This is a genomic window from Streptomyces sp. YPW6 (genome assembly GCF_018866325.1).
Classification (GTDB): domain Bacteria; phylum Actinomycetota; class Actinomycetes; order Streptomycetales; family Streptomycetaceae; genus Streptomyces.
This window is the reverse complement of sequence record NZ_CP076457.1, coordinates 268,888-287,939: the sequence shown is the minus strand read 5'-3', so window position 1 is coordinate 287,939 and position 19,052 is coordinate 268,888. Positions and strand designations below refer to the sequence as shown.

At 72.4% G+C, this 19,052-nt stretch carries 19 protein-coding genes and 1 pseudogene; 9 read left to right on the top strand and 11 right to left on the bottom strand.

The genetic code is table 11. From position 1 onward, the window contains the following. The first annotated feature begins 4 nt into the window (after positions 1-4). Genes KME66_RS01235 through hypE form a run of 3 tightly spaced genes read left to right on the top strand, consistent with a single transcriptional unit; the run spans position 5 to position 2,551 of the window. Positions 5-358 carry a HypC/HybG/HupF family hydrogenase formation chaperone gene (locus tag KME66_RS01235; protein ID WP_073223462.1) on the top strand — a complete coding sequence of 118 codons (354 nt, stop codon included), beginning with the start codon at positions 5-7 and terminating at the stop codon, positions 356-358. Next, positions 355-1,488 carry a hydrogenase formation protein HypD gene (gene hypD, locus KME66_RS01230; RefSeq protein WP_216317967.1) on the top strand — a complete coding sequence of 378 codons (1,134 nt, stop codon included), beginning with the start codon at positions 355-357 and terminating at the stop codon, positions 1,486-1,488. The genes KME66_RS01235 and hypD overlap by 4 nt, the downstream gene beginning before the upstream one ends. Then, the gene (gene hypE / locus KME66_RS01225) at positions 1,481-2,551 is read left to right on the top strand and encodes a hydrogenase expression/formation protein HypE (RefSeq protein ID WP_301184485.1); all 1,071 of its coding nucleotides are present in this window, start codon (positions 1,481-1,483) and stop codon (positions 2,549-2,551) included. The genes hypD and hypE overlap by 8 nt, the downstream gene beginning before the upstream one ends. A 24-nt stretch (positions 2,552-2,575) precedes the next feature. On the opposite strand, the gene KME66_RS01220 is transcribed toward hypE, so the two are convergent. Beyond that, positions 2,576-3,604, bottom strand: a complete 1,029-nt coding sequence (locus KME66_RS01220) for a S66 peptidase family protein (RefSeq protein ID WP_216317965.1) — start codon at positions 3,602-3,604, stop codon at positions 2,576-2,578. Between the two features lie 208 nt (positions 3,605-3,812). Here KME66_RS01220 and KME66_RS01215 point away from each other — a divergent pair, with 208 nt between their 5' ends. The 5 genes from KME66_RS01215 to KME66_RS01195 all read left to right on the top strand — a co-directional run bounded on the left by KME66_RS01215 (position 3,813) and on the right by KME66_RS01195 (position 6,988). Then, entirely contained in the window at positions 3,813-4,706 is an 894-nt protein-coding gene (locus KME66_RS01215) for a siderophore-interacting protein (RefSeq protein WP_216317963.1), read from the top strand. Between the two features lie 168 nt (positions 4,707-4,874). Then, complete coding sequence (locus tag KME66_RS01210) at positions 4,875-5,093, top strand: MbtH family protein (RefSeq protein WP_073223454.1); 219 nt, start codon at positions 4,875-4,877, stop codon at positions 5,091-5,093. A 220-nt stretch (positions 5,094-5,313) separates the two neighbouring features. Then, positions 5,314-5,877: an FABP family protein gene (locus tag KME66_RS01205; RefSeq protein WP_216317961.1), complete on the top strand. Its 564-nt coding sequence runs from the start codon at positions 5,314-5,316 to the stop codon at positions 5,875-5,877. A gap of 243 nt (positions 5,878-6,120) precedes the next feature. Next, a complete protein-coding gene (locus KME66_RS01200; protein WP_216317959.1) occupies positions 6,121-6,549 on the top strand; it encodes a DUF4190 domain-containing protein in 429 nt (142 codons plus the stop codon). A 52-nt stretch (positions 6,550-6,601) separates the two neighbouring features. Continuing rightward, positions 6,602-6,988 carry a VOC family protein gene (locus KME66_RS01195; protein WP_073223448.1) on the top strand — a complete coding sequence of 129 codons (387 nt, stop codon included), beginning with the start codon at positions 6,602-6,604 and terminating at the stop codon, positions 6,986-6,988. A gap of 362 nt (positions 6,989-7,350) precedes the next feature. Here KME66_RS01195 and KME66_RS01190 read toward each other — a convergent pair whose 3' ends face one another. The 8 genes from KME66_RS01190 to KME66_RS01155 form a co-directional block, all read right to left on the bottom strand. Beyond that, a complete protein-coding gene (locus KME66_RS01190; protein WP_216317957.1) occupies positions 7,351-8,286 on the bottom strand; it encodes a PfkB family carbohydrate kinase in 936 nt (311 codons plus the stop codon). After that, positions 8,283-9,272: a zinc-dependent alcohol dehydrogenase family protein gene (locus KME66_RS01185; RefSeq protein ID WP_073223444.1), complete on the bottom strand. Its 990-nt coding sequence runs from the start codon at positions 9,270-9,272 to the stop codon at positions 8,283-8,285. The genes KME66_RS01190 and KME66_RS01185 overlap by 4 nt, the downstream gene beginning before the upstream one ends. Then, the gene (locus tag KME66_RS01180) at positions 9,269-10,153 is read right to left on the bottom strand and encodes a carbohydrate ABC transporter permease (protein ID WP_216317955.1); all 885 of its coding nucleotides are present in this window, start codon (positions 10,151-10,153) and stop codon (positions 9,269-9,271) included. Before KME66_RS01180 ends, KME66_RS01185 begins: the two co-directional genes overlap by 4 nt. Continuing rightward, positions 10,150-11,115, bottom strand: coding sequence for a carbohydrate ABC transporter permease (locus KME66_RS01175; RefSeq protein ID WP_216317953.1), 966 nt, complete (start codon positions 11,113-11,115; stop codon positions 10,150-10,152). The genes KME66_RS01180 and KME66_RS01175 overlap by 4 nt, the downstream gene beginning before the upstream one ends. Beyond that, positions 11,112-12,476: a sugar ABC transporter substrate-binding protein gene (locus KME66_RS01170; RefSeq protein WP_216317950.1), complete on the bottom strand. Its 1,365-nt coding sequence runs from the start codon at positions 12,474-12,476 to the stop codon at positions 11,112-11,114. The genes KME66_RS01175 and KME66_RS01170 overlap by 4 nt, the downstream gene beginning before the upstream one ends. Before the next feature lie 132 nt (positions 12,477-12,608). After that, positions 12,609-13,370, bottom strand: coding sequence for a DeoR/GlpR family DNA-binding transcription regulator (locus KME66_RS01165; protein ID WP_073223435.1), 762 nt, complete (start codon positions 13,368-13,370; stop codon positions 12,609-12,611). A gap of 265 nt (positions 13,371-13,635) precedes the next feature. Continuing rightward, positions 13,636-14,535 (bottom strand): TIGR03620 family F420-dependent LLM class oxidoreductase, encoded by a 900-nt coding sequence (locus tag KME66_RS01160; protein WP_216317948.1) that lies wholly within the window; start codon positions 14,533-14,535, stop codon positions 13,636-13,638. Positions 14,536-14,633: 98 nt separating this feature from the next. Beyond that, positions 14,634-15,836 (bottom strand): erythromycin esterase family protein, encoded by a 1,203-nt coding sequence (locus tag KME66_RS01155; protein ID WP_216317946.1) that lies wholly within the window; start codon positions 15,834-15,836, stop codon positions 14,634-14,636. A 58-nt stretch (positions 15,837-15,894) separates the two neighbouring features. On the opposite strand from KME66_RS01155, the pseudogene KME66_RS01150 reads away from it, so the two are divergent. Beyond that, positions 15,895-16,669, top strand: a pseudogene (locus tag KME66_RS01150) (TioE family transcriptional regulator). Positions 16,670-16,678: 9 nt separating this feature from the next. On the opposite strand, the gene KME66_RS01145 reads toward KME66_RS01150, so the two are convergent. Together KME66_RS01145 and KME66_RS01140 are read right to left on the bottom strand one after the other, a co-directional pair. Next, positions 16,679-18,337 (bottom strand): acyl-CoA dehydrogenase family protein, encoded by a 1,659-nt coding sequence (locus tag KME66_RS01145; RefSeq protein ID WP_216317944.1) that lies wholly within the window; start codon positions 18,335-18,337, stop codon positions 16,679-16,681. A gap of 73 nt (positions 18,338-18,410) precedes the next feature. Continuing rightward, positions 18,411-19,016 (bottom strand): TetR/AcrR family transcriptional regulator, encoded by a 606-nt coding sequence (locus KME66_RS01140; RefSeq protein ID WP_073223428.1) that lies wholly within the window; start codon positions 19,014-19,016, stop codon positions 18,411-18,413. Between the last annotated feature and the right edge of the window lie 36 nt (positions 19,017-19,052).

The window sequence follows — 19,052 nt, the reverse complement described above, 5'->3', positions numbered from 1 at the left end:
CGCCATGTGTCTGGCCGTACCCGGCCGAGTGCTGGAGATCGAGGAACGCGACGCCACGCGGATGGCCAAGGTCGACTTCGGCGGCGTCGTCAAGGACGTGTGCCTGGAGTACGTTCCCGACATGCGGGTCGGCGACTACGCCATCGTCCACGTCGGATTCGCCCTGCAACGGCTCGACGAGGAATCCGCGCGCCAGACCCTGGAACTCTTCGAGAACCTCGGCGTGCTGGAGGAGGAGTTCGGCGACCACTGGGGCAAGGCGGCGAAGGACGCGGGCGCCGAACGCCCGGCAGGGACCGAGCTCCCGGGAGAGGCAGGGCCGCCCGCCCGCGGAAGTGAGAAGGAGGCGCGGTCATGAAGTATCTGGACGAGTTCAGCGACCCGGTCCTCGCCCGACGGCTCTTCGACGACATCCGGGCCCTCACCACGAAACCGTGGGCCCTCATGGAGGTCTGCGGCGGGCAGACGCACTCGATCATCCGCCACGGCATCGACCAGCTGCTCCCCGACGAGATCCGGTTGATCCACGGCCCCGGCTGCCCCGTCTGCGTCACCCCGCTGGAGATCATCGACAAGGCCCTGGAGATCGCCTCCCGGCCGGACGTGGTCTTCTGCTCGTTCGGTGACATGCTCCGCGTCCCGGGCAGCGGACGCGACCTGTTCCAGGTCAAGAGCGAGGGCGCGGACGTGCGGGTGGTCTACTCCCCGCTCGACGCCCTGCGGATCGCCCAGGAGAACCCGGACAAGGAGGTCGTCTTCTTCGGCATCGGCTTCGAGACCACCGCCCCGCCCAACGCGATGACGGTCTACCAGGCGAAGAAGCTCGCCATCCCCAACTTCAGCCTGCTGGTCTCCCACGTCCGGGTGCCCCCGGCGATCGGCGCGATCATGAACTCGCCGGACTGTCAGGTCCAGGCGTTCCTCGCGGCCGGACACGTCTGCACGGTCATGGGCACCAAGGAGTACCCGGCCCTCGCCGCCGAGCACGAGGTCCCCATCGTCGTCACCGGATTCGAACCCCTGGACATCCTCGAAGGCATCCGGCGTGCCGTACGGCAGCTGGAGGCGGGGGAGCACACCGTCGAGAACGCCTACCCGCGCGCGGTCAACGAGCAGGGCAGCCCGGCGGCCCAGAAGATGCTCGACGACGTCTTCGAGGTCACCGACCGGTCCTGGCGCGGCATCGGGATGATCCCGCAGAGCGGCTGGCGGCTGTCGCCCAAGTACCGCGAGTACGACGCCGAGCACCGCTTCTCCGTCGGCGGCATCGAGACCGAGGAGTCCACGGTCTGCCGCAGCGGCGAAGTCCTCCAGGGTCTGATCAAGCCGCACGAGTGCGCCGCGTTCGGCAAGGAGTGCACCCCGCGCAACCCGCTCGGCGCGACCATGGTCTCCAGCGAGGGCGCCTGCGCCGCGTACTACCTGTACCGGCGGCTGGAGGCTCCGAAGGCGAACGCCCCGACCAAGGAGGCGAGTTCCGTTGGCTGACACCGCCCCGGCCCCCGCCGACTTCTCCGGCTGGACCTGCCCCGCCCCGCTGCGCGACCACGAACGCGTCGTGATGGGCCACGGCGGCGGCGGAACGCTCTCCGCCGAACTCGTGGAGCACCTCTTCGCGCCCGCCTTCGGCAGCGACGTCCTCGCCGAGCTCGGCGACTCCGCGCACGTGACGATGGGCGGCGCGAGGCTGGCCTTCTCCACCGACTCCTTCGTCGTGCGGCCGCTGTTCTTCCCCGGAGGCAGCATCGGCGACCTCGCGGTCAACGGCACCGTCAACGACCTGGCCATGGCGGGCGCCGTGCCCGCCTACCTCTCCTGCGGCTTCATCCTGGAGGAGGGCATCGAACTGTCGGTGGTGGGCCGGGTGGCGCAGGCCCTCGGCGACGCGGCCCGCACGGCGGGCGTGACCGTCGCGACCGGCGACACGAAGGTCGTCGACGCCGGCCACGGCGACGGGATCTTCATCAACACCGCCGGGATCGGCCTGGTCCCCGACGGCGTCGACATCCGCCCGCAGCGCGCGGCGGCCGGCGACGCGGTCCTGGTCAGTGGGCAGATCGGGGTGCACGGCGTCGCCATCATGAGCGTCCGCGAGGGCCTGGAGTTCGGTGTCGAGATCCAGAGCGACACCGCGTCCCTGGCCGGCCTGGTCGGCGACATGCTCGCCGTCTGCCCGGACCTCCACGTCCTGCGCGACCCGACGCGGGGCGGCCTGGCCACCTCCCTCAACGAGATCGCCTCGGCCGCGGGCACCGGCATCACCCTGGACGAGGGCGCCCTCCCGGTCCCCGAGACCGTCGCCAACGCCTGCTCCTTCCTCGGCCTCGACCCCCTGTACGTCGCCAACGAGGGCAAGCTCGTCGCCTTCGTGCCCCCGGACCACGCCGACGCGGTCCTGGAGGCGATGCGCGCCCACCCGCTGGGCAAGGAGTCGGTCCGCATCGGCACCTGCGTGGAGGAGCACCCCGGCATGGTGGTGGCGGCCACGGGCCTGGGCGGCACACGCGTGGTGGACATGCCGCTGGGTGAGCAACTGCCCCGCATCTGCTGACGCCGGACGCGATGGTTCCGGCGCTCAGTCCAGCGTCTGCGTCACCTCGCTGCGCGTGGCGGTGTGCACGATCCGGCACCGCGCCCCGTTGACGAGCGGCAGATACGGCGGCACATGGCCGCATTCGACGTCGGCGACGATCGGCACGTTCAGCGGTCCGAGCGCGTCCATCACGGCCTGGTGCTGGGTGAGCGAGGCGGTGTCCGGGGCCGCCGTCCGGCCGACGAGCACGGCGTTCGCGGCCTCGAAGAATCCGGCCATGCGCATCCCGTGCAGAGAGCGGCAGATGGCGAGCGCGTCGTCGCCGGCGGCCTCCACGTATACGAGAAGGCCCTCCGGGGCGTGCGTCCGGGCGAACGCCGAGGTGTCGAGGTAGGGCGTTCCGGTGAGGTTGCACAGCGTCTCGACGCAGCCGCCGATCAGCCGCCCCTCGACGTCCACGTCGCCGCTGCCGTCGAGCCGGGTCCACCGGCCCGGGATGTCGAGCGTGAGGGTACGGGCGTCGGGGTGTGCCGCCCAGTCGTCCCAGCCCGAGGCCCGGTGCCGTTCCGGCGGGACCTGGGTGAACCGGTGGCCCGGCGGGGCGGCGACGACGTCGAACCAGGACAGCAGCCCCTTCGGAGTCCGGTACGGGGTGTCCATGAGGTTGTTCCCGTGCACGGTCGCCACCCCGGTGAGCAGGGTCAGCGGCGTCATCACGGTCGACATGTCCGAGTAGCCCACCACCCAGGTCGGCTCCGCCGCCCGCACTGCTTCCCAGTCGATCAGCGGCAGCAGGTCGATGGCGGTCTCCCCGCCCCACGGCGGCACCACGGCCCGGATGCCGGGATCCGTCAGCATCGCCGTCAGCTCGGCCGCCCGCTCGGCCGCGGGCCCGCTGACGTGCCCGGAGCCGTCCATGCAACGGCCCGTCACGACCTCGTACCCGCGCGCCTCCACATCGCGTACGGCGACGGCGAGCCGCTCACGCAGCTCCTCGGGCACTCCACTCGAAGGGGAGGTGACTCCGACGCGGTCACCGGGACACAGGGGGCGTGGGTATCGAACAGACATGCGTGGGATCTTGGCACAACCGCCCGCGCCGTCGGGCTCCCCCGCCGGACGGCGCGGGAACCGGGCGTGCGTCATCGGCAGGCGGCCCCCGGACGACGCGGTCTCGAACCTCGGCGCGGGGAAGGTTAGGCTGACCTAAGTCAGTTCGGTTCTCTCGTCCCGCGGGCGAGTTGCTCAGGCCGACCACGCGTACGAAGGGGCAGTGTCCATGACGATCCACCGAGCCGTCGTCGCCCGAGTGCGGCCGCTCACCGCGAGCATGACCCGTGTCACCCTCCACGGAGAGGGCCTGGCGGGTTTCCGGACCACCGGGGTCGGCGACGAGTACGTGCGGATCTTCCTCCCGCACGGCCCGGACCGCACCGACGTCTCGCTGCCCCGGACCACCGAGCAGGGCGGCTGGGAGACCCCCGAGGGGCGGCCCGTCGCGCCGATGCGCACGTACACGATCCGTGCCGTGCGCCCGGAGGCGGGCGAGGTCGACATCGACTTCGTGCTCCACGAGGGCGGGGTGGCGTCCGGCTGGGCCGCCGGGGCGCGCCCCGGTGACGTGGTGGGCGTCAACGACCCCACCGGGCTCTACAGCCCCCCGGAGGATCTGTCCTGGCAGGTGCTGGTAGCCGACCAGACCGGTCTGCCCGCCGCCGCCCGGTTGCTGGAGAACACCCCGGAGCGGGTCCGGACCCGGGTGGTCCTGGAGGCGCCCGACCCCTCGGCCGTGCTGCCGCTGCGTGAAGCGTCCGACTCCAAGGTGACCTGGACCTACGGCGGGAACGGCCACGGGCCGAGCCGTCTCGCCGATCTGGTCGCCGCCGCCGTGCCGCCCGGCACGGACCTCGCGGGCGGGTACGTGTGGGTGGCCGGGGAGACCAACGCCCTGCGCGCGGTGCGCCGCTACCTCCGGCGCGAGCTGGGGCTCCCGGCCGAGCGCTTCAAGGTCGTCGGCTACTGGATACCGAACTCCGACACCTGGTCCGAGCGGTACGAGGCCCTGCCCGACGCGGTGCGCTCCGAGTTGGAGGCCCTCTGGGACAACCCGGCCGGCGATTCCGAGGACCTCACCATCCGCTACGAGGCCCGCCTGAGCGACCTCGGACTCTGACGCCTCCGCAGCCGTGCTCCCCGGGTCCGCGTGCACCGCTCACCGCCGGTGCGGCGAAGGTGCGGGACGGGGGCCGGTTGCGGTATCGGTGAGTCAACCGCCCGATGGATGGGTAGAGTTGCCGCCGTTCGAGTAAAGGTAGCCTTACCTGACATCACGGAGGATGCGATGGCCAATCCGTTCGAGGACGAGGACGGCACCTACCTGGTGCTCGTCAACGACGAGGGACAGCACTCCTTGTGGCCCGCCTTCGCCGAGGTGCCCGCCGGGTGGACCGTCGCCCACGCGGAGGACACCCGCCAGGCCTGCCTGGACTACGTCGAGCGGAACTGGACCGACCTGCGGCCCAGGAGCCTGGTGGAGAGCACAGCCGCCGATTCCGCGTAGGCGTTCCCCGAACCGCCGTTACGGGGGCCCGGCGGGGGAGCGGCCGGCGGCGCACCCCGTGCGGGAGGACCGGGCTCGCTGACGGGTCGTCCGGCGCCACGAAGAACTCCGGGATGATGCTCATCCGGGCGTCATGCGCGACGCCCACCACCATGACCGGCCGGAGACGTCCTCGGCTGCGGCCGGCACCGGCCCCGACGGATTCAGGAGCGCACCCCGCATGAACCACCCCGTCCGTGACGTCCCCTTCCCCGACGCGCCGAGCACCGACGCCTTGCCCGCGCCCCACCCCCTGCTCGCCCCGGTGACCGGATTCCTCGGTACCTGGCGGGGTACCGGGAGCGGCGGGTATCCGACGCTGGAGGCGGACTTCACCTACGCGCAGGAGGTCACGTTCAGTCATGACGGGCGGCCCTTCCTGGCGTACGAGGCGCGGGCCTGGCTGCTGGACGCGGACGGGAATCCCCTGCGCCCGTCCGCCCGGGAGGCCGGCTGGTGGCGGCTGCAGCCGGACGGCCGCGTGGAAGCCCTGATCACCCAGCCGACCGGCATCGCGGAGATCCTGTCCGGTCACGCCCGCGACGGCGCCGTCGACCTCGCCACCGAACAGGTCTCCCGCACCTCCACCGCCAAAGAGGTCGACGCCACCCGCCGTCGTTACACCCTGACGGATCCGGACACGCTGGCCTTCGTCCACGACCTTGCCGCGGTGGGCCGGCCGCTCCAGCACCACCTGTCGGCCCGGCTCCGCCGGACGGCGCCCGGCCGGGGCGCAGGCCTCTGACACGGCGGGCGAGGGCGGACGACGCACGGCACGGCACCTCGGCGGCGTTGCCGCGACGCCCTGCCGACCGTACGGTACGCGGACGATCCCGCGCCGTGCGATGCGCCGCGGCTGACGCCGACCGCTGATCCGCGCCGCTGGTCAGAGACCTGTTGGTTGCCGGAGTGTGACCTGGCCGCCGGCATGGCGACGGGGGCGCTGGGCAGGTGGACGGAAAGCCAGGAGAACAGGAGCACCTTCCCGATGTCCCTTCCCTCGTACCCGGATTCCCCGTACTCGGCGCCGCCCGCGGCGGGCCACGATCCCTATGGCGGTCAGCCGCCCGCCCGGACGAACGGCTTCGCCGTCGCCGCGCTGGTGCTCGGCCTCCTCGCCTGCCTGTTCTTCTGGACCGTGGTCGGCGGACTGCTCCTCGGCCTGCTCGCCGTCGTCTTCGGTGTCATCGCCGCCCTCCGCACCCGTCAGGGCCGCGCCCCGCGCCGCGTGATGGCCATAGTCGGCGCCGCGTTCGGCGCGCTCGGGCTCATCGGGTCGGTGATCGTCCTCGTGGTGGCCGTCTCCGTGTTCGACTCCCAGGAGTTCAAGGACCTCGAGAACTGTGTGGAACGGGCCAACGGGCAGGCGGCGGAGGACCGGTGCATGGAGGACTTCATCGACGGCCTGAGCAGCTGACGGTCCCCGGAGGAACCGCCGCCCCGCCGGGCGGCGGCGTACGCTCGGGACCATGGTGCATGTACTGGGCAGCAGGATCCTGCTCCACCCCGCCGACCCCGAACGTTCCCGCGCCTTCTACGGCGAGGCCCTGGGCCTCGCCGTCTACCGGGAATTCGGAACGGGCCCCGAGCGCGGCACGGTCTACTTCCTCGGCGGCGGCTTCCTGGAGCTCTCCGGCCGGGGCGAGGAGCCGCCCTCGTCGGCCGTGCGGATCTGGCTTCAGGTCGACGACGCCGCGGCCGCGCACGAGGAACTGCGGGCGAAGGGGGTCACCGTCCTGAGACCGCCGCAACGCGAGCCCTGGGGGCTGGTCGAGATGTGGATCGAGGATCCCGACGGCGTGCGGATCGCCGTCGTCGAGGTGCCCGGGGACCATCCGCTGCGCCACCGGCCCTGAGCGGCTCTCTCCGCACATCAGTCCACCCCCGCCCCGTGCCGCACCGCAGGTTGCACACGCACCCGGTGTTTGCCACGGTGTGGGTGGGTAGGCGGCCCGGTGATCACCGGGCGGCCCCGCCCGTTGGACCGTCCGCAACGGAGCACCGAGCAGATTAGGAGGGTTCGATGTCCTCGAAGCGACGTCGCAAGAAGAAGGCCCGCCGCAAGAACGCCGCGAACCACGGCAGGCGGCCCCAGAGCTGAGGCCACGCCGCGGCCCCGCCGGACTCCGAGTCCGGCGGGGCCGCGGCGGTTTCCGTGGGCCGGGGGAGGGCCGTGCGGAACTCGGGTCGACCTCCTGATGCCCGGCGGGCGGCCGGTTCACACCCCGGGCGGGGCCGTGGGTTCCGTTCCCGCCCGGGCGCAGACCGAAGCGGCTGTCGCGGCCGCGTACTCCAGCATCGCCCGCGCCTCTTCGCCGGACAGCCCGGTCCGCCACCCGCTCTCCGCCCCGAGCCAGGTCAGCATCCCCGCCATGAACGCGTCACCCGCGCCGATGGTGTTCACCACCCGCACCGGACGGGCGGGGACGGAGACCGGCGGGCCGTCGGGAAGGTACGCGGTGGCGCCCCGCGAACCTCGCGTCAGCACCACCAGCCGCCCCTGCCCGGCGAGCCTCCGGCAGCTTGCCTCCGGCTCCGCGTCCGGCCACAGCCGCCCCAGATCCTCGTCGCTCGCCTTCACGACCCGTGCGAGGGCGCACAACCCGCGCAGTCGCTCCAGGCTCCGTACGGGGTCCAGGGTGCGGTCCTCGCGCACGTTGGGGTCCACCGCGAGCACGGAGTCGGCGGCAGCCGCCCGCGCGGTGGCGGCCACCACCTCCGCCGCCGGATCGACGACCGCGGCGAGCCCGCCCGCGTACACCGCGCTGAATCGCGGCACCTCCGCCGAGCGGTCGGGCAGGGCGAAGGTCGCCGTGTCCCCGAGATGGAAGTGGTAGGTGTTCCGGTCACCCGGGTCGGCCACCGCGAGCGCCGTCGGCCGCGGCGGGCGGGCGCTCAGTGAGAGGTCGACGCCCGCCCCGGCCAGCCACGCCTCAATGCGGCCCCCGAAAGCGTCGTCGCCGAGCCCGCCCGCGAAGGACGGCCGCCCGCCCAGCCGGGCCAGGCCCACCGCCACGTTCGCCGGAGCACCGCCCGGCTGGGCGACCCGGACCGCGGCGTCGTCCCCGGCCGGAACCAGATCCACCAGCGCCTCGCCCAGCACGAGGACGGAGCCGGGGACCGCGCCGGGGCCCGGGGGCGAGGCGTCGCTCACGGCTGCACCACGATCTTGCGGCCGATCCCCGCCTGGAAGCGCTCGATGGCCTGCGGGTACTGCTCCAGCGGCAGGCGGTCGCTGATGAACACCGAAGCGTCCAGCACCCCGCTCGCGAAGAGCGCGGCGGCCCGCTCGTAGCTGTGCAGAACCGCCATCGACCCGGTGATGGTGATCTCCTGGTTGTAGATCCTGTACGGCTCGATCACCGCCGTCGTAGCGTAGTCCGAGACCCCGAACTGCAGGAACGTACCGCCCTTGGCGACCCTCCCCAGCCCGTCCTGGATCGCGGCGGCGTTGCCGGTGGCGTCGATGACGACGTCCCAGCCGCCCGGACGGTCCAGTTCCTCGGCGCGGGCCGCCGCCCCGGTGCAGCCGAGCGTCGAAGCGGTGGCGAGGCGCTGGGGATTGACGTCCAGCACGTCCACCGAAGCGGCGCCGGTGCGCTTGGCCAGCTCCAGCATCATCAGACCCATGGTCCCGGACCCGTAGATCAGCACCTGGGCCCCGAGATTGCCGTTCAGCACGTCGTAGCCGCGCACCGCGCAGGACAGCGGCTCGATCAGCGCCGCGTCCCGGACGTCGATGTGGTCCGGCAGGCGTACGCAGTTGGCCACGGGCGCCACCGCGAACTCGGCCGCGCCCCCGGGCACGGTGACGCCGATCGCCGCCCAGTTGTCGCAGAGGTTGCCCCGGCCCGAACGGCAGTAGCGGCACTCGTGGCAGTGCAAGGAGGGGTCCACGGCCACCTTGTCGCCGACGGTCAGCTCGGTGACGTCCGCACCGAGGGCCACGACCTCCCCGGCGAACTCGTGCCCCGGCACGATCGGCAGCGTCGGGGCGAACTCACCCTGGAGGATGTGGAGATCGGTGCCGCACAGCCCGCACGACGCCACCTCGACGACCACGTCACGCGGTCCGGGCGCGGGGTCCGGGACGGTGGTCACGGAGACCTTGCCGACGGCTTCGACGATGGCTGCCCTCATTTGACTGCTCCCAGCGAGAGGCCCTGGACGAGTTTGTCCTGGGCGGCGTAGCCGGCGACGAGCACCGGCAGGGACACGACCACGGACGCCGCGCACAGCTGGGCCAGGAAGAGGCCCTGGCTGGTGACGAAGGTGGTCAGATGGACGGGGGCGGTCCCGGCGACCACACCGGTCAGCACCCGTGCGAACAACAGCTCGTTCCAGCTGAAGATGAAGCAGATCAGGGCGGTCGCGGCGATCCCGGGACCGGCGACCGGCGCGACGACTTGGCGCAGCACCGTCGGCAGCCGGGCCCCGTCGACCTGCGCCGCCTCGATGATGGAGACGGGCACGTCCGCGAGGAAGGACTGCATCATCCACACCGCGATCGGCAGGTTCATCGAGGTGTAGAGCAGGACCAGCAGCCAGATGTTGTCCAGCAGCCCGGTGTTCTTCGCGAACAGGTACACCGGGAGCAGCCCGGCGACCACCAGGAGCATCTTGGTGGACAGGAAGAAGAACATCACGTCCGTCCACTTGCGTACCCGCCGGATGGACAGCGCGTACGCGGCGGGCAGCGCGAGCAGCAGCACCAGCACGGTCGAGAAGAACGAGGCGCCCAGGGAGTTGACCAGCGGGGGCCACGGGGTCGGTCCGCCCCCGCCGCCGAAGAACGTGCGGTAGCCGTCCAGGGTCAGGGCGGCGGCGAGCGAGGGCGGGTTGGTCGCCGCGTCGGCCTCCGCGTGGAAGGACGTCAGCAGCATCCACAGGGCGGGCAGGCAGAAGCCGATGCCCACCACCCAGGCGACCACGCCCAGGGCCGCGGAACGGCGGCGGGCCGTGCGTTCGAGCCCGCCGGCGGACGAGGGGACGGACGGGGACGTCGCGGTCGAGGCGCTCATGCGCGGCTCGCCTCCTCACGGAAGAGGGAGGAGACCACCCGGAGCGCGAAGGTGGCGATGATGATCGTGCCGATCACCACGACCACCCCCGCCGCCGACGCCAGCCCGTACTCATGGGCCCGGTAGAAGGTCTCGTAGACGGTGTACGGGAGATTGGCGGTGCCCAGACCGCCGGAGGTGATCGTGAACACCGCGTCGAAGTTCTGCACGATGTACACCGACCCCAGCAGGATGCCGAGTTCGAGGTAGCGGCGCAGATGCGGCAGGGTCAGATGGCGGAAGATCTGCCAGGGCCCGGCCCCGTCCAGCCGCGCGGCCTCGATGATCTCGGCCGGCCGGCTCTGCAGCCCGGCCAGCAGGATCAGCATCATGAACGGCGTCCACTGCCACACGAGCGACGCCTCGACGGCGATCAGCGGCATCTCGGACGTCCACTCCGGCTGCGCGACCGACTCGATGCCGAACAGCTCCCCGAACCAGGTGAGTACGCCGTTGAACAGCCCGTACTCGGGGTTGTAGAGCGCGTGCTTCCACAGCAGCGCGGCGGAGACCGGCACGAGCAGGAACGGGGTGATCAGCAGGGTGCGCACGAACCCCCGGCCGAAGAACGCGCGGTCCAGGAGCAGCGCGAAGACCAGCCCCAGCACGACGCTGACGATCACGACCGTCGCGGTCAGGACGACGGTCGTCACGACCGATTCGCGCAACGCCTCGTCGGTGAAGACGGAGGCGTAGTTGGACAGACCGGTGAAGTGCCGCTTCTCCGGCTTCAGGGAGTTCCAGTCGAAGAGCGAGATCACCAGGGTCGCCACGAACGGCAGCTGGGTGACGGCGATCAGGAAGATCAGTGCGGGCAGCAGGGGCGCGCGGGTCGCCCAGGCGCGCCGCCGGCCACCGCCGCCCGGCTTCGGTACCGGAGCCTGCGCGGAAGCCGTGGGCTCTCTGGTCGCGGTGACGGTCATCGGTACTCCTCCGCTACCTTCTCGGCCAGCTTCTGGGACGCGGCGAGCGCGGCGTCCACCGACTGGCGGCCCGCGATGGCGGCGCTGATCTCCTGCGCCACCCGGGTGCCCAGATCGGTGAACTCCGGTACGCCGACGAACTGGATGCCCGCCGTCGGGCGGGGCTGGGTACCCGGGTTCTTCGGGTCGGCCTCGGATATGGCCCGCTCGGTGACGTCGGCGAACGCCCCCGCCTCCGCCCGGTAGTCGGGGTTGGCGTAGGTGGAAGCCCGTTTGCCCGCGGGGACGTTGGACCAGCCGCTGGTGGCGCCGACGAGCTCCTCGTACTCCTTGCCGGAGGCCCAGGAGACGAACTTCCACGCGTCGTCGGCCTTCCTGGACGCCTTCTGCAGGCCCCAGGCCCACGTGTAGAGCCAGCCCGAGCTCTCGGTCCGCTCCACCGGGGCGGGGACGTACCCGATCTTCCCCTTGACCGGAGAGCCCTCTGCCTCCAGGGAACCGGCGCCCGCCGTGGCGTCGTACCACATGGCGGTCTTGCCCTGTGTCATGTTGTTCAGACACTCCGCGTACCCCGACTGCGGGGCGCCCAGCTCCCCGTGCTCACGCACGAGATCGACGTAGAACTTCGTCGCCTTCTTGAACTCCGGTGCGGTCAGGCGCGGTTCCCAGTCCTCGGTGAACCAGGTGCCGCCCATCGTGTTGACGACGGTGGTCAGCGGGGCGATGACCTCACCCCAGCCGGGCAGCCCGCGCAGACAGATGCCCTTCATCCCGCGCTCCGCCCCGTCCGTCCGCTCGGCGAGCTGCGCCACCTGCTCCCAGGTCGGCTTCTCGGGCATGGTGAGGCCCTGCTTCTCGAAGACGTCCTTGCGGTACATCAGGAAGGACGACTCGCCGTAGAACGGCTGGGCGTAGAGCCTGCCGTCCTCGGCGGTCAGCGACTGCCGCAGCGGCTCCAGGATGTCGTCCTGGTCGAAGGCGGTGTCGGCCGCGGCGTAGTCGTCGAGAGGGTGCAGCCAGCCGTTCTTCGCGAAGAACGGCAGCTCGAAGTTGCTGATGGTGGCGATGTCGTACTGTCCGGCCTGGTTGGAGAAGTCCTGGCTGATCTTGTCGCGCACGTCGTTCTCGGGCAGCACCGTGAAGTGGACCTTGATGCCGGTCTCCTCCGTGAAGTGCTTCGCGGTCAGCTTCTGCAGTTCGACCATCTGCGGGTTGTTCACCATCAGGACGTTCAGCGCGTCGCCGCCCCCGAAGGAGGTCCCGCCCGCTCCGGCGCAGCCGGTGGCGAGCAGGGCCAGTGCGGCGGTCACGGCACACGTCCGCCCCCGCATACGTGGTCGGCGGCGTCCGGGATGAGGCATGGGGGCTCCTGATCAGTCGTAGCGGCTCGGCGATCGGGTGGACAAGGGCATGGCGAGCCACGCCCCGGCGGGTGGGGGAGCGGAGCGGTGAAAGGTGCGTCCCGCGGACGGGGACACGGGCGGTGGGGACGGTCAGACGCGGATGACCTGGGGGCCGAGCAGGGAGTAGCGCTGGGCCTCGGCCGAGGGGAGACCGGCGTCGGTGACGATCGCCTCGAAGTCACCGACCCCCGCGAACCGGCAGAAGCTCACCGCCCCGAACTTGCTGTGGATCCCGGCGAAGACCCTCCGCCGCGAACTGCGCAACGCCTGCGCCTTGACCTCGGCGACAGCGGGATCGGGGGTGGTCAGACCGTACTCGCGGGAGATGCCGTTGGCCCCGAGGTAGGCCAGGTCGATGACGAACTCGGAGAGCATCCGGGAGGCCCAGTGGTCGACGGTCGCCATGGTCGAACCCCGGACCCGGCCGCCCAGCAGCAGCACCGAGGTCTTCTCGACCCCGGCGAGGGAGGTGGCGACGGCCAGGGACGCGGTGACCACGGTCAGCGGCCGGTCCTGGGGCAGCGCCTCGGCGACGAGCTGCGGGGTGAAGCCCTCGTCGACGAAGACCGTCTCGGCGTCACCGAGCAGATCGGCCGCGGCGGCCGCGATGCGCGACTTCTGCGGAACGTTACGGGTGGTGCGGACGGCGAGCGTGGTCTCGAAGCCGGCCGACTCCACCGGGTAGGCGCCCCCGTGGGTCCGGCGGACGAGCCCGTGCTCCTCCAGGACGTGCAGATCGCGGCGGACGGTCTCCTTGGCCACCTGGAACAGGTCCGCGAGGGCGTTCACGCCGACCGATCCCTCCCGCCGGGCCGTGTCCAGAATTCCCCGGCGGCGTTCCTCGGTGTCCACGGTGCACTTCCCTGGTCGCTGCTGCGCCCGTTTCGGGCGGAGCCCGATGGTCCGTTCGGGCTCATGTGTCGTTTGTACAAGCAGTCCAGGGGCCACGACCAGCCGCTTCACCGAATCCCCTCGGCCCGTTCGTGCCCGTTTTCCGGGTGCGACAGCGCAGGTCAGGCCCGGACGGCCGCCGTGTCGGCCGTCCGGGCCGCCCGCTTTCACGTGTTCGCCGCCCGAATGGCGCCCGAATCGCGGGACGGGGGTGTCGCGCCGGCTGTCAGAGGCCGGAGCCGAACGCCTGTGCCAGCTCGCGCCATTCGGCGCGCGGCAGGCCGGCGCCGCCCTCGTCGGCGGTGAGCACCTGCAGCGCGACATGGTCCGCGCCCGCGTCGAGGTACTCCCGCGTCCGGCGCTTCACCTCCTCCGCGTCCCCCAGCGCGAAGAGCGCGTGGAGGAGCCGGACGCTGCCGCCGCCCTCGAAGTCGCCTTCCGTGAACCCGAGGCGCAGCAGGTTGGCGGTGTAGTTGGGCAGCTGGAGATACCTGCCCAGCATCGCCCGCGCGGTGCTCCGGGCCCGGTCGAGGTCGGTGTCCAGCACCGCGGTCAGCTCCGGGGCGAGCAGCGCGTCGGGGCCGAGCGCCGCACGGGCCCGGGCGGTGTGCTCGGTGGTGACGAGATAGGGGTGCGCCCCCAGCGACCGGTCCGCCGCGAGCTCCAGCATCTTCGGCCCGAGAGCCGCCAGGACCCGATGACCGGATCCCACGGACGGTTCGGCGGCGTCGAGCGCGTCGAGGTAGGCCGTCATCGCGCTGTACGGCTTCGCGTACCGGGGCGCCATCGGGCCGTGGCTGACGCCCAGTCCGAGGACGAAGCGGCGGCGCGCGCCGGGATCGATAGCCGACACCGCGGCCGCCACCTCCTCCGCCGTGTGGTTCCAGATGCTCAGGATGCCGGTGGCCACGGTGATCGACCGGGTGGCGGCCACGACGGCGGCGGCGTCCCCGGGCGTCGGACTGCCCCCGATCCAGACGGTGCCGTACCCCAGCTCCTCGAGTTCGGCGAGCGCCTCGGCGGCTGCCTTTCCGCCCGTGTCGTCCACGCGTGACAGGTGCAGGGCGCCGCTCCAGATCCCCACGCGTCCGAAAGCGCTGCCCGTTCCCGCCATCTCAGAAGTCATGATGTGATCAACAACGGTCCGGCCCGGCTATTCCTGGCCGAACGGTCATTCACCCGCCGGATGTGCGGGCCCGGTGCCGCCGACCGGGACGGGTTGCCTCAGCCCTCGGGGACGTCCTTCATGAACACGACCCCGTCGACACGGGCCAGGTGCGCGGGGTCGAGGGGCGCATAGCCGAAGTAGGGGGACGTCCGCCGTACGGGGCCCGTGGCGGAGAGGACGGAGGCCGCCTCGGGGCCGCTCACCAGGAAGGTCGGGGCCGGGAGCGCGTACAGGGCTCCTTCGACGGTGTCCGGCGGCGGGACGTCCACGCCCTGGTGCCGCAGTGTGCCGAAGGCGGTGGCCAGGAAGCCGTACTCCTCTCCCAGGCGGCTGTGCACGAGGGCGCCCGCGCTCCACCACTCCAGCCGCTGCCCGCCCATCCGCACCGAGCTGAGGTCGCGCTGGAGATGGCTGTTGTGCGCGTGGACGAGAAGCGGCCCCCGCTCCGCGAGCGCGAGGAGGTTGCCGGCCATCATCTCGTCCCGCAGGCCCGACAGCCGCGCCAGCCGGTCCGCTGAGGCGTCGGCCATCTTGCGGTGGTAGCGCAGAAGCCCCGAAGCGGTCCGCGCCCGAAGCCGCGCCCGGTCGAACGCCTCCCGTGAGGTCGCCGCGATCAGGTGCGGCGCCCAGGAGTGGAGCAGCGCCTCCAGGTCATCGGCGAGCAGCCGCAGTTCCCGGGCCTCGGCCGACCGGCCGAAGGACGCGGTCGGGTTCAGCATCGCCTCGGGGTCGGTCCACCGGTCGTCGGGGCCGAGCAGACGATCGAGCGTCTCGGCGGTGCAGGGGACGAGCCCCGGGCCGACGTGGTCGGTGAGCGTGCGGTGCAGCGCCGTGAGGGTGGCGCGGGGACTCGCGGCCCAGGCCATCTCCAGCGGACCGTCGAAGCCGGCGAACCGGACCTGGTCGGACGCCGGCCGGCCGTCGTTGAACGCGCGCATCCAGCAGACCAGTTCACGCTGCGCCGCGGACACTCCGAGACCGTGGCTGAACCCGTGCTCCAGCACGTCGTCCAGGGCGCCCGCGCCCGTCGTCACGTAGGCGTCCACGAGGAGCCCGGCCACGCAGTCGCTCTCGACGGCGATGGTCCGGTACCCCTCCTGCTCGACCAGCTGCCGGAAGAGGCCGTTGCGCAGGCGGAGCGGGGTGTCCACACCGTGGGTGGGCTCACCCAGGGCCAGGATCCGGGGCGGCGAGGCGAACAGCCCCATGGCGGAGGCTGCTTCGACGGCATGGGCGATGTCCTCGATGTCGTTGACCATGACATCAACCGTATCGTTGAACCTTCGGTGGAAACTTCTGCGAGATATCCTCGGGAGCATGGCGAAGAACCTTCAAACAGCGGGTCGCCTGCGCCCGGTCGACCTGGCCCGTCGCCACGGAGTGTCGACCCAGGCGGTGAGGAACTACGAAGCGGCGGGAATCCTCCCGCCCGCCGGGCGCACCGCCCACGGCTACCGCACCTACACCCCGCTGCACGCGGTCGCCCTGGGAACGTTCCTCGCCCTGGTCCCCGGCCACGGGCACGCGACCGCGACCGCGATCATGCGGGCGGTGAACAGCGACGCACCGGCGGAGGCGTTCGGCCTCGTCGACGGGAGCCACGCCCAGCTCCTGGAGGACCGCCGGACCCTGGACGCCGTGGAAGGAGCCCTGCGGGACCTGGGGTCGCCGGCCGTGCCCGCACCCGACGACGGGGCGGGTCCCGGCGCGATGTTCGTCGGACCGCTCGCGGCGAAGCTGGGCATCGTGCCCGCCACGCTGCGCACGTGGGAGCGGGCCGGGCTGGTGACCCCGCGCCGGGACCCGCGGACCGGATACCGGGTGTACGACGCGGCCGACGTACGGGACGCCGCGCTGGCTCACCAGCTCCGGCGGGGCGGCCACGGCCTGGCGCAGATCGCCCCCCCTCATCGCCCGCGTGCGGGCGGCCGGCGGTCCGGAGCCGCTCGCCGCCACCCTGCGCGACTGGCACGCACGGCTGACGGCCCGCGGGCGCGCCCTGCTGGCCGGGGCCGCTGAGCTGGACGGCTATCTCCGCGAACGTGAAGGGCCGGTACGGGCGCTGAGCCCGCACCGGCCGAACGGCGCCTGAGCGGACCGGTCAGGCCGGCAGCCGCCCCAGCAGGCCCGCGAAGTCCGTGCCCGCCGGAAGGGTGCCGAACGCGAGCCCCTGGTCCCCGGCCAGGCGCGACGCACAGAACGCGTCCGCCACCGCCGCCGGAGCATGGCGCACCAGCAGCGAGCCCTGCAGGACGAGAGCCGCCCGTTCGACGACCCGGCGGGCCCGGAGCTGCGCGTCCTGCGGGTCGGCCAGCTCCGCCCGCAGCTCCCGCCAGGCCGTGTCGAGCCGCGCGTCCGCCCCGGCGGCCGCCCCGATCTCGGCGCTCAATGCCTCCAGGGACTCGGGCTCCCGCGTCAACGCCCGCAGCATGTCCAGGGCGTTGACGTTGCCGGAGCCCTCCCAGATGCCGTTGAGCGGGGCCTCGCGGTACAGCCGGGGCATCCCGGACGCCTCGTCGTACCCGTTGCCCCCGAGGCACTCCAGGGCCTCCGCGACCGCGACGGGCTGCCGCTTGCACACCCAGTACTTGCCGACGGCGGTGGCGAGCCGGAGGAAGGCGCGCTCCCCGGCGTCGCCCCGGTGGGCGCGGTCGGCGGCCCCCGCCAGGCGCAGGGCCAGGGTGGTGGCGGCCTCGGACTCCAGGGACAGGTCCGCCAGGACGTTGCGCATCAGGGGCTGGTCGATCAGCTCGACGCCGAACACCGAGCGGTGGCGGGCGTGGTGGGCCGCCTGCGCGAGCGCGGCACGTGTGCCGGCGGCGGACCCGAGTACGCAGTCGAGCCGGGTCATCGTCACCATGTCGATGATCGTGCGCACGCCCTTGCCCTCGTCACCGACGAGCCAGGCCACCGTGTCGTCGAACTCCGGCTCGCTGGAGGCGTTGGACCGGTTGCCGAGCTTGTCCTTGAGCCGCTGGATGCGGAAGGTGTTCCGGCTCCCGTCCGGCAGCACCCGCGGCACCAGGAAGCACGACAGACCGCCGGGCGACTGGGCCAGGACCAGGAAGAGGTCGTTCATCGGCGCACTCGTGAACCACTTGTGCCCGCGCAGCCGCCAGGTCCCGTCGGCCTGTTCGACGGCGGCCGTGGTGTTGGCGCGCACATCGGTGCCGCCCTGCTTCTCCGTCATCCCCATCCCGGCGAGCAGGCCGCGCTTGGCCGTGGGGGTGCTCAGCCCGGGCTCGTACACCCGGCTGGTCAGCAGCGGCTCGTACGTCTTCGCCAGACCGGGGGAGCGGCGCAGCGCCGGGACGACGGCGTACGTCATCGAGACCGGGCACAGATGCCCCTGCTCCAGCATCGTGGCCAGCATGAAGCCGCCCGCGCGGGCGACATGGGCCCCGGGGCGCTCGTCGGCCCAGGCGGCGCCCGCCAGCCCCGCCCCCACCGAGGCGGCCATCAGCGCGTGGTACGCCGGGTGGAACTCGACCTCGTCGATCCGGCGGCCGAAACGGTCGTGGGTGCGCAGCTCCGGCTCGTGCCGGTTGGCCTGGTCGGCCCAGTGCTGCGCCTCCTCGCCGCCGACGTACCGCCCGAAGCGGTGCAGCTCCTCCAGGTGCCAGGCGGCGCCCTCGCGGCGCACTCCTTCGAGCAGCACCGCGTCGTCGGCCGCGTCGTGGCCGGTGAGCGGTGGCGCCTGGTTGGTCACCTCGTGCGTCACTGCGGTCGGGTTGCTGCGCGGTGCGGTGGGCACGGACATCGGATCTCCTCCGGAAGGCGGGACGGCGGGGCGGGGCGCACCGGGTGCGGGGCCGGGCGAGGTGCGGACCGGTTCAGGGGGCCGCGCCGACGCAGCGCAGGGCCACGGCGGTCAGTCCGGCGACGAGCAGGTCCGCGTCCTGCGCGGCCGGGGTGCTCAGCGGGTGGACGAGGACCTCGCCGATCGCGCCGGTGAGCGCGGCGGCGGTGATCTCCGCGTCCTGGCCGGGAAACCGGTCTTCGGCGATTCCCTCGTCGATCACCGAGGCGAACAGCGCCCGGTAGCGGCGACGGAACGCCAGGCGTTCCGCGCCGACCGCCGGCTCGGCGGGCGCCGCGAGGAGCGCGTACGCCAGACCCTGGTTCTCCAGGGCGCGGCGGGCGAACACCTCCACTCCCCGCCGCACCCGGTCGGCCGGGTCGCCGTCGCCCCGCAGGACCTCGCCCAGCACGTCCACCTCGCGCTCGGCGGCGCGCCGGAAGACCTCGACGGCCAGCGCGGACTTGGACGAGAAGTGCTGGTAGACGGAGCCGGCGGCGATGCCGGCCGCGTCGGCCACCGCGGTCACGGACGCCTGCGCCCAGCCGACCTCGGCCACCACCTCGGTGGCGCGGAGGACGAGATGGTCGCGGGCGGCTTCGAGCCGGTGGAGCTCGGCGGCGGTCTTGCGGTAGGCCATGAAAGAAGTGAACCATCATTCAGAGGTTCCGGCCAT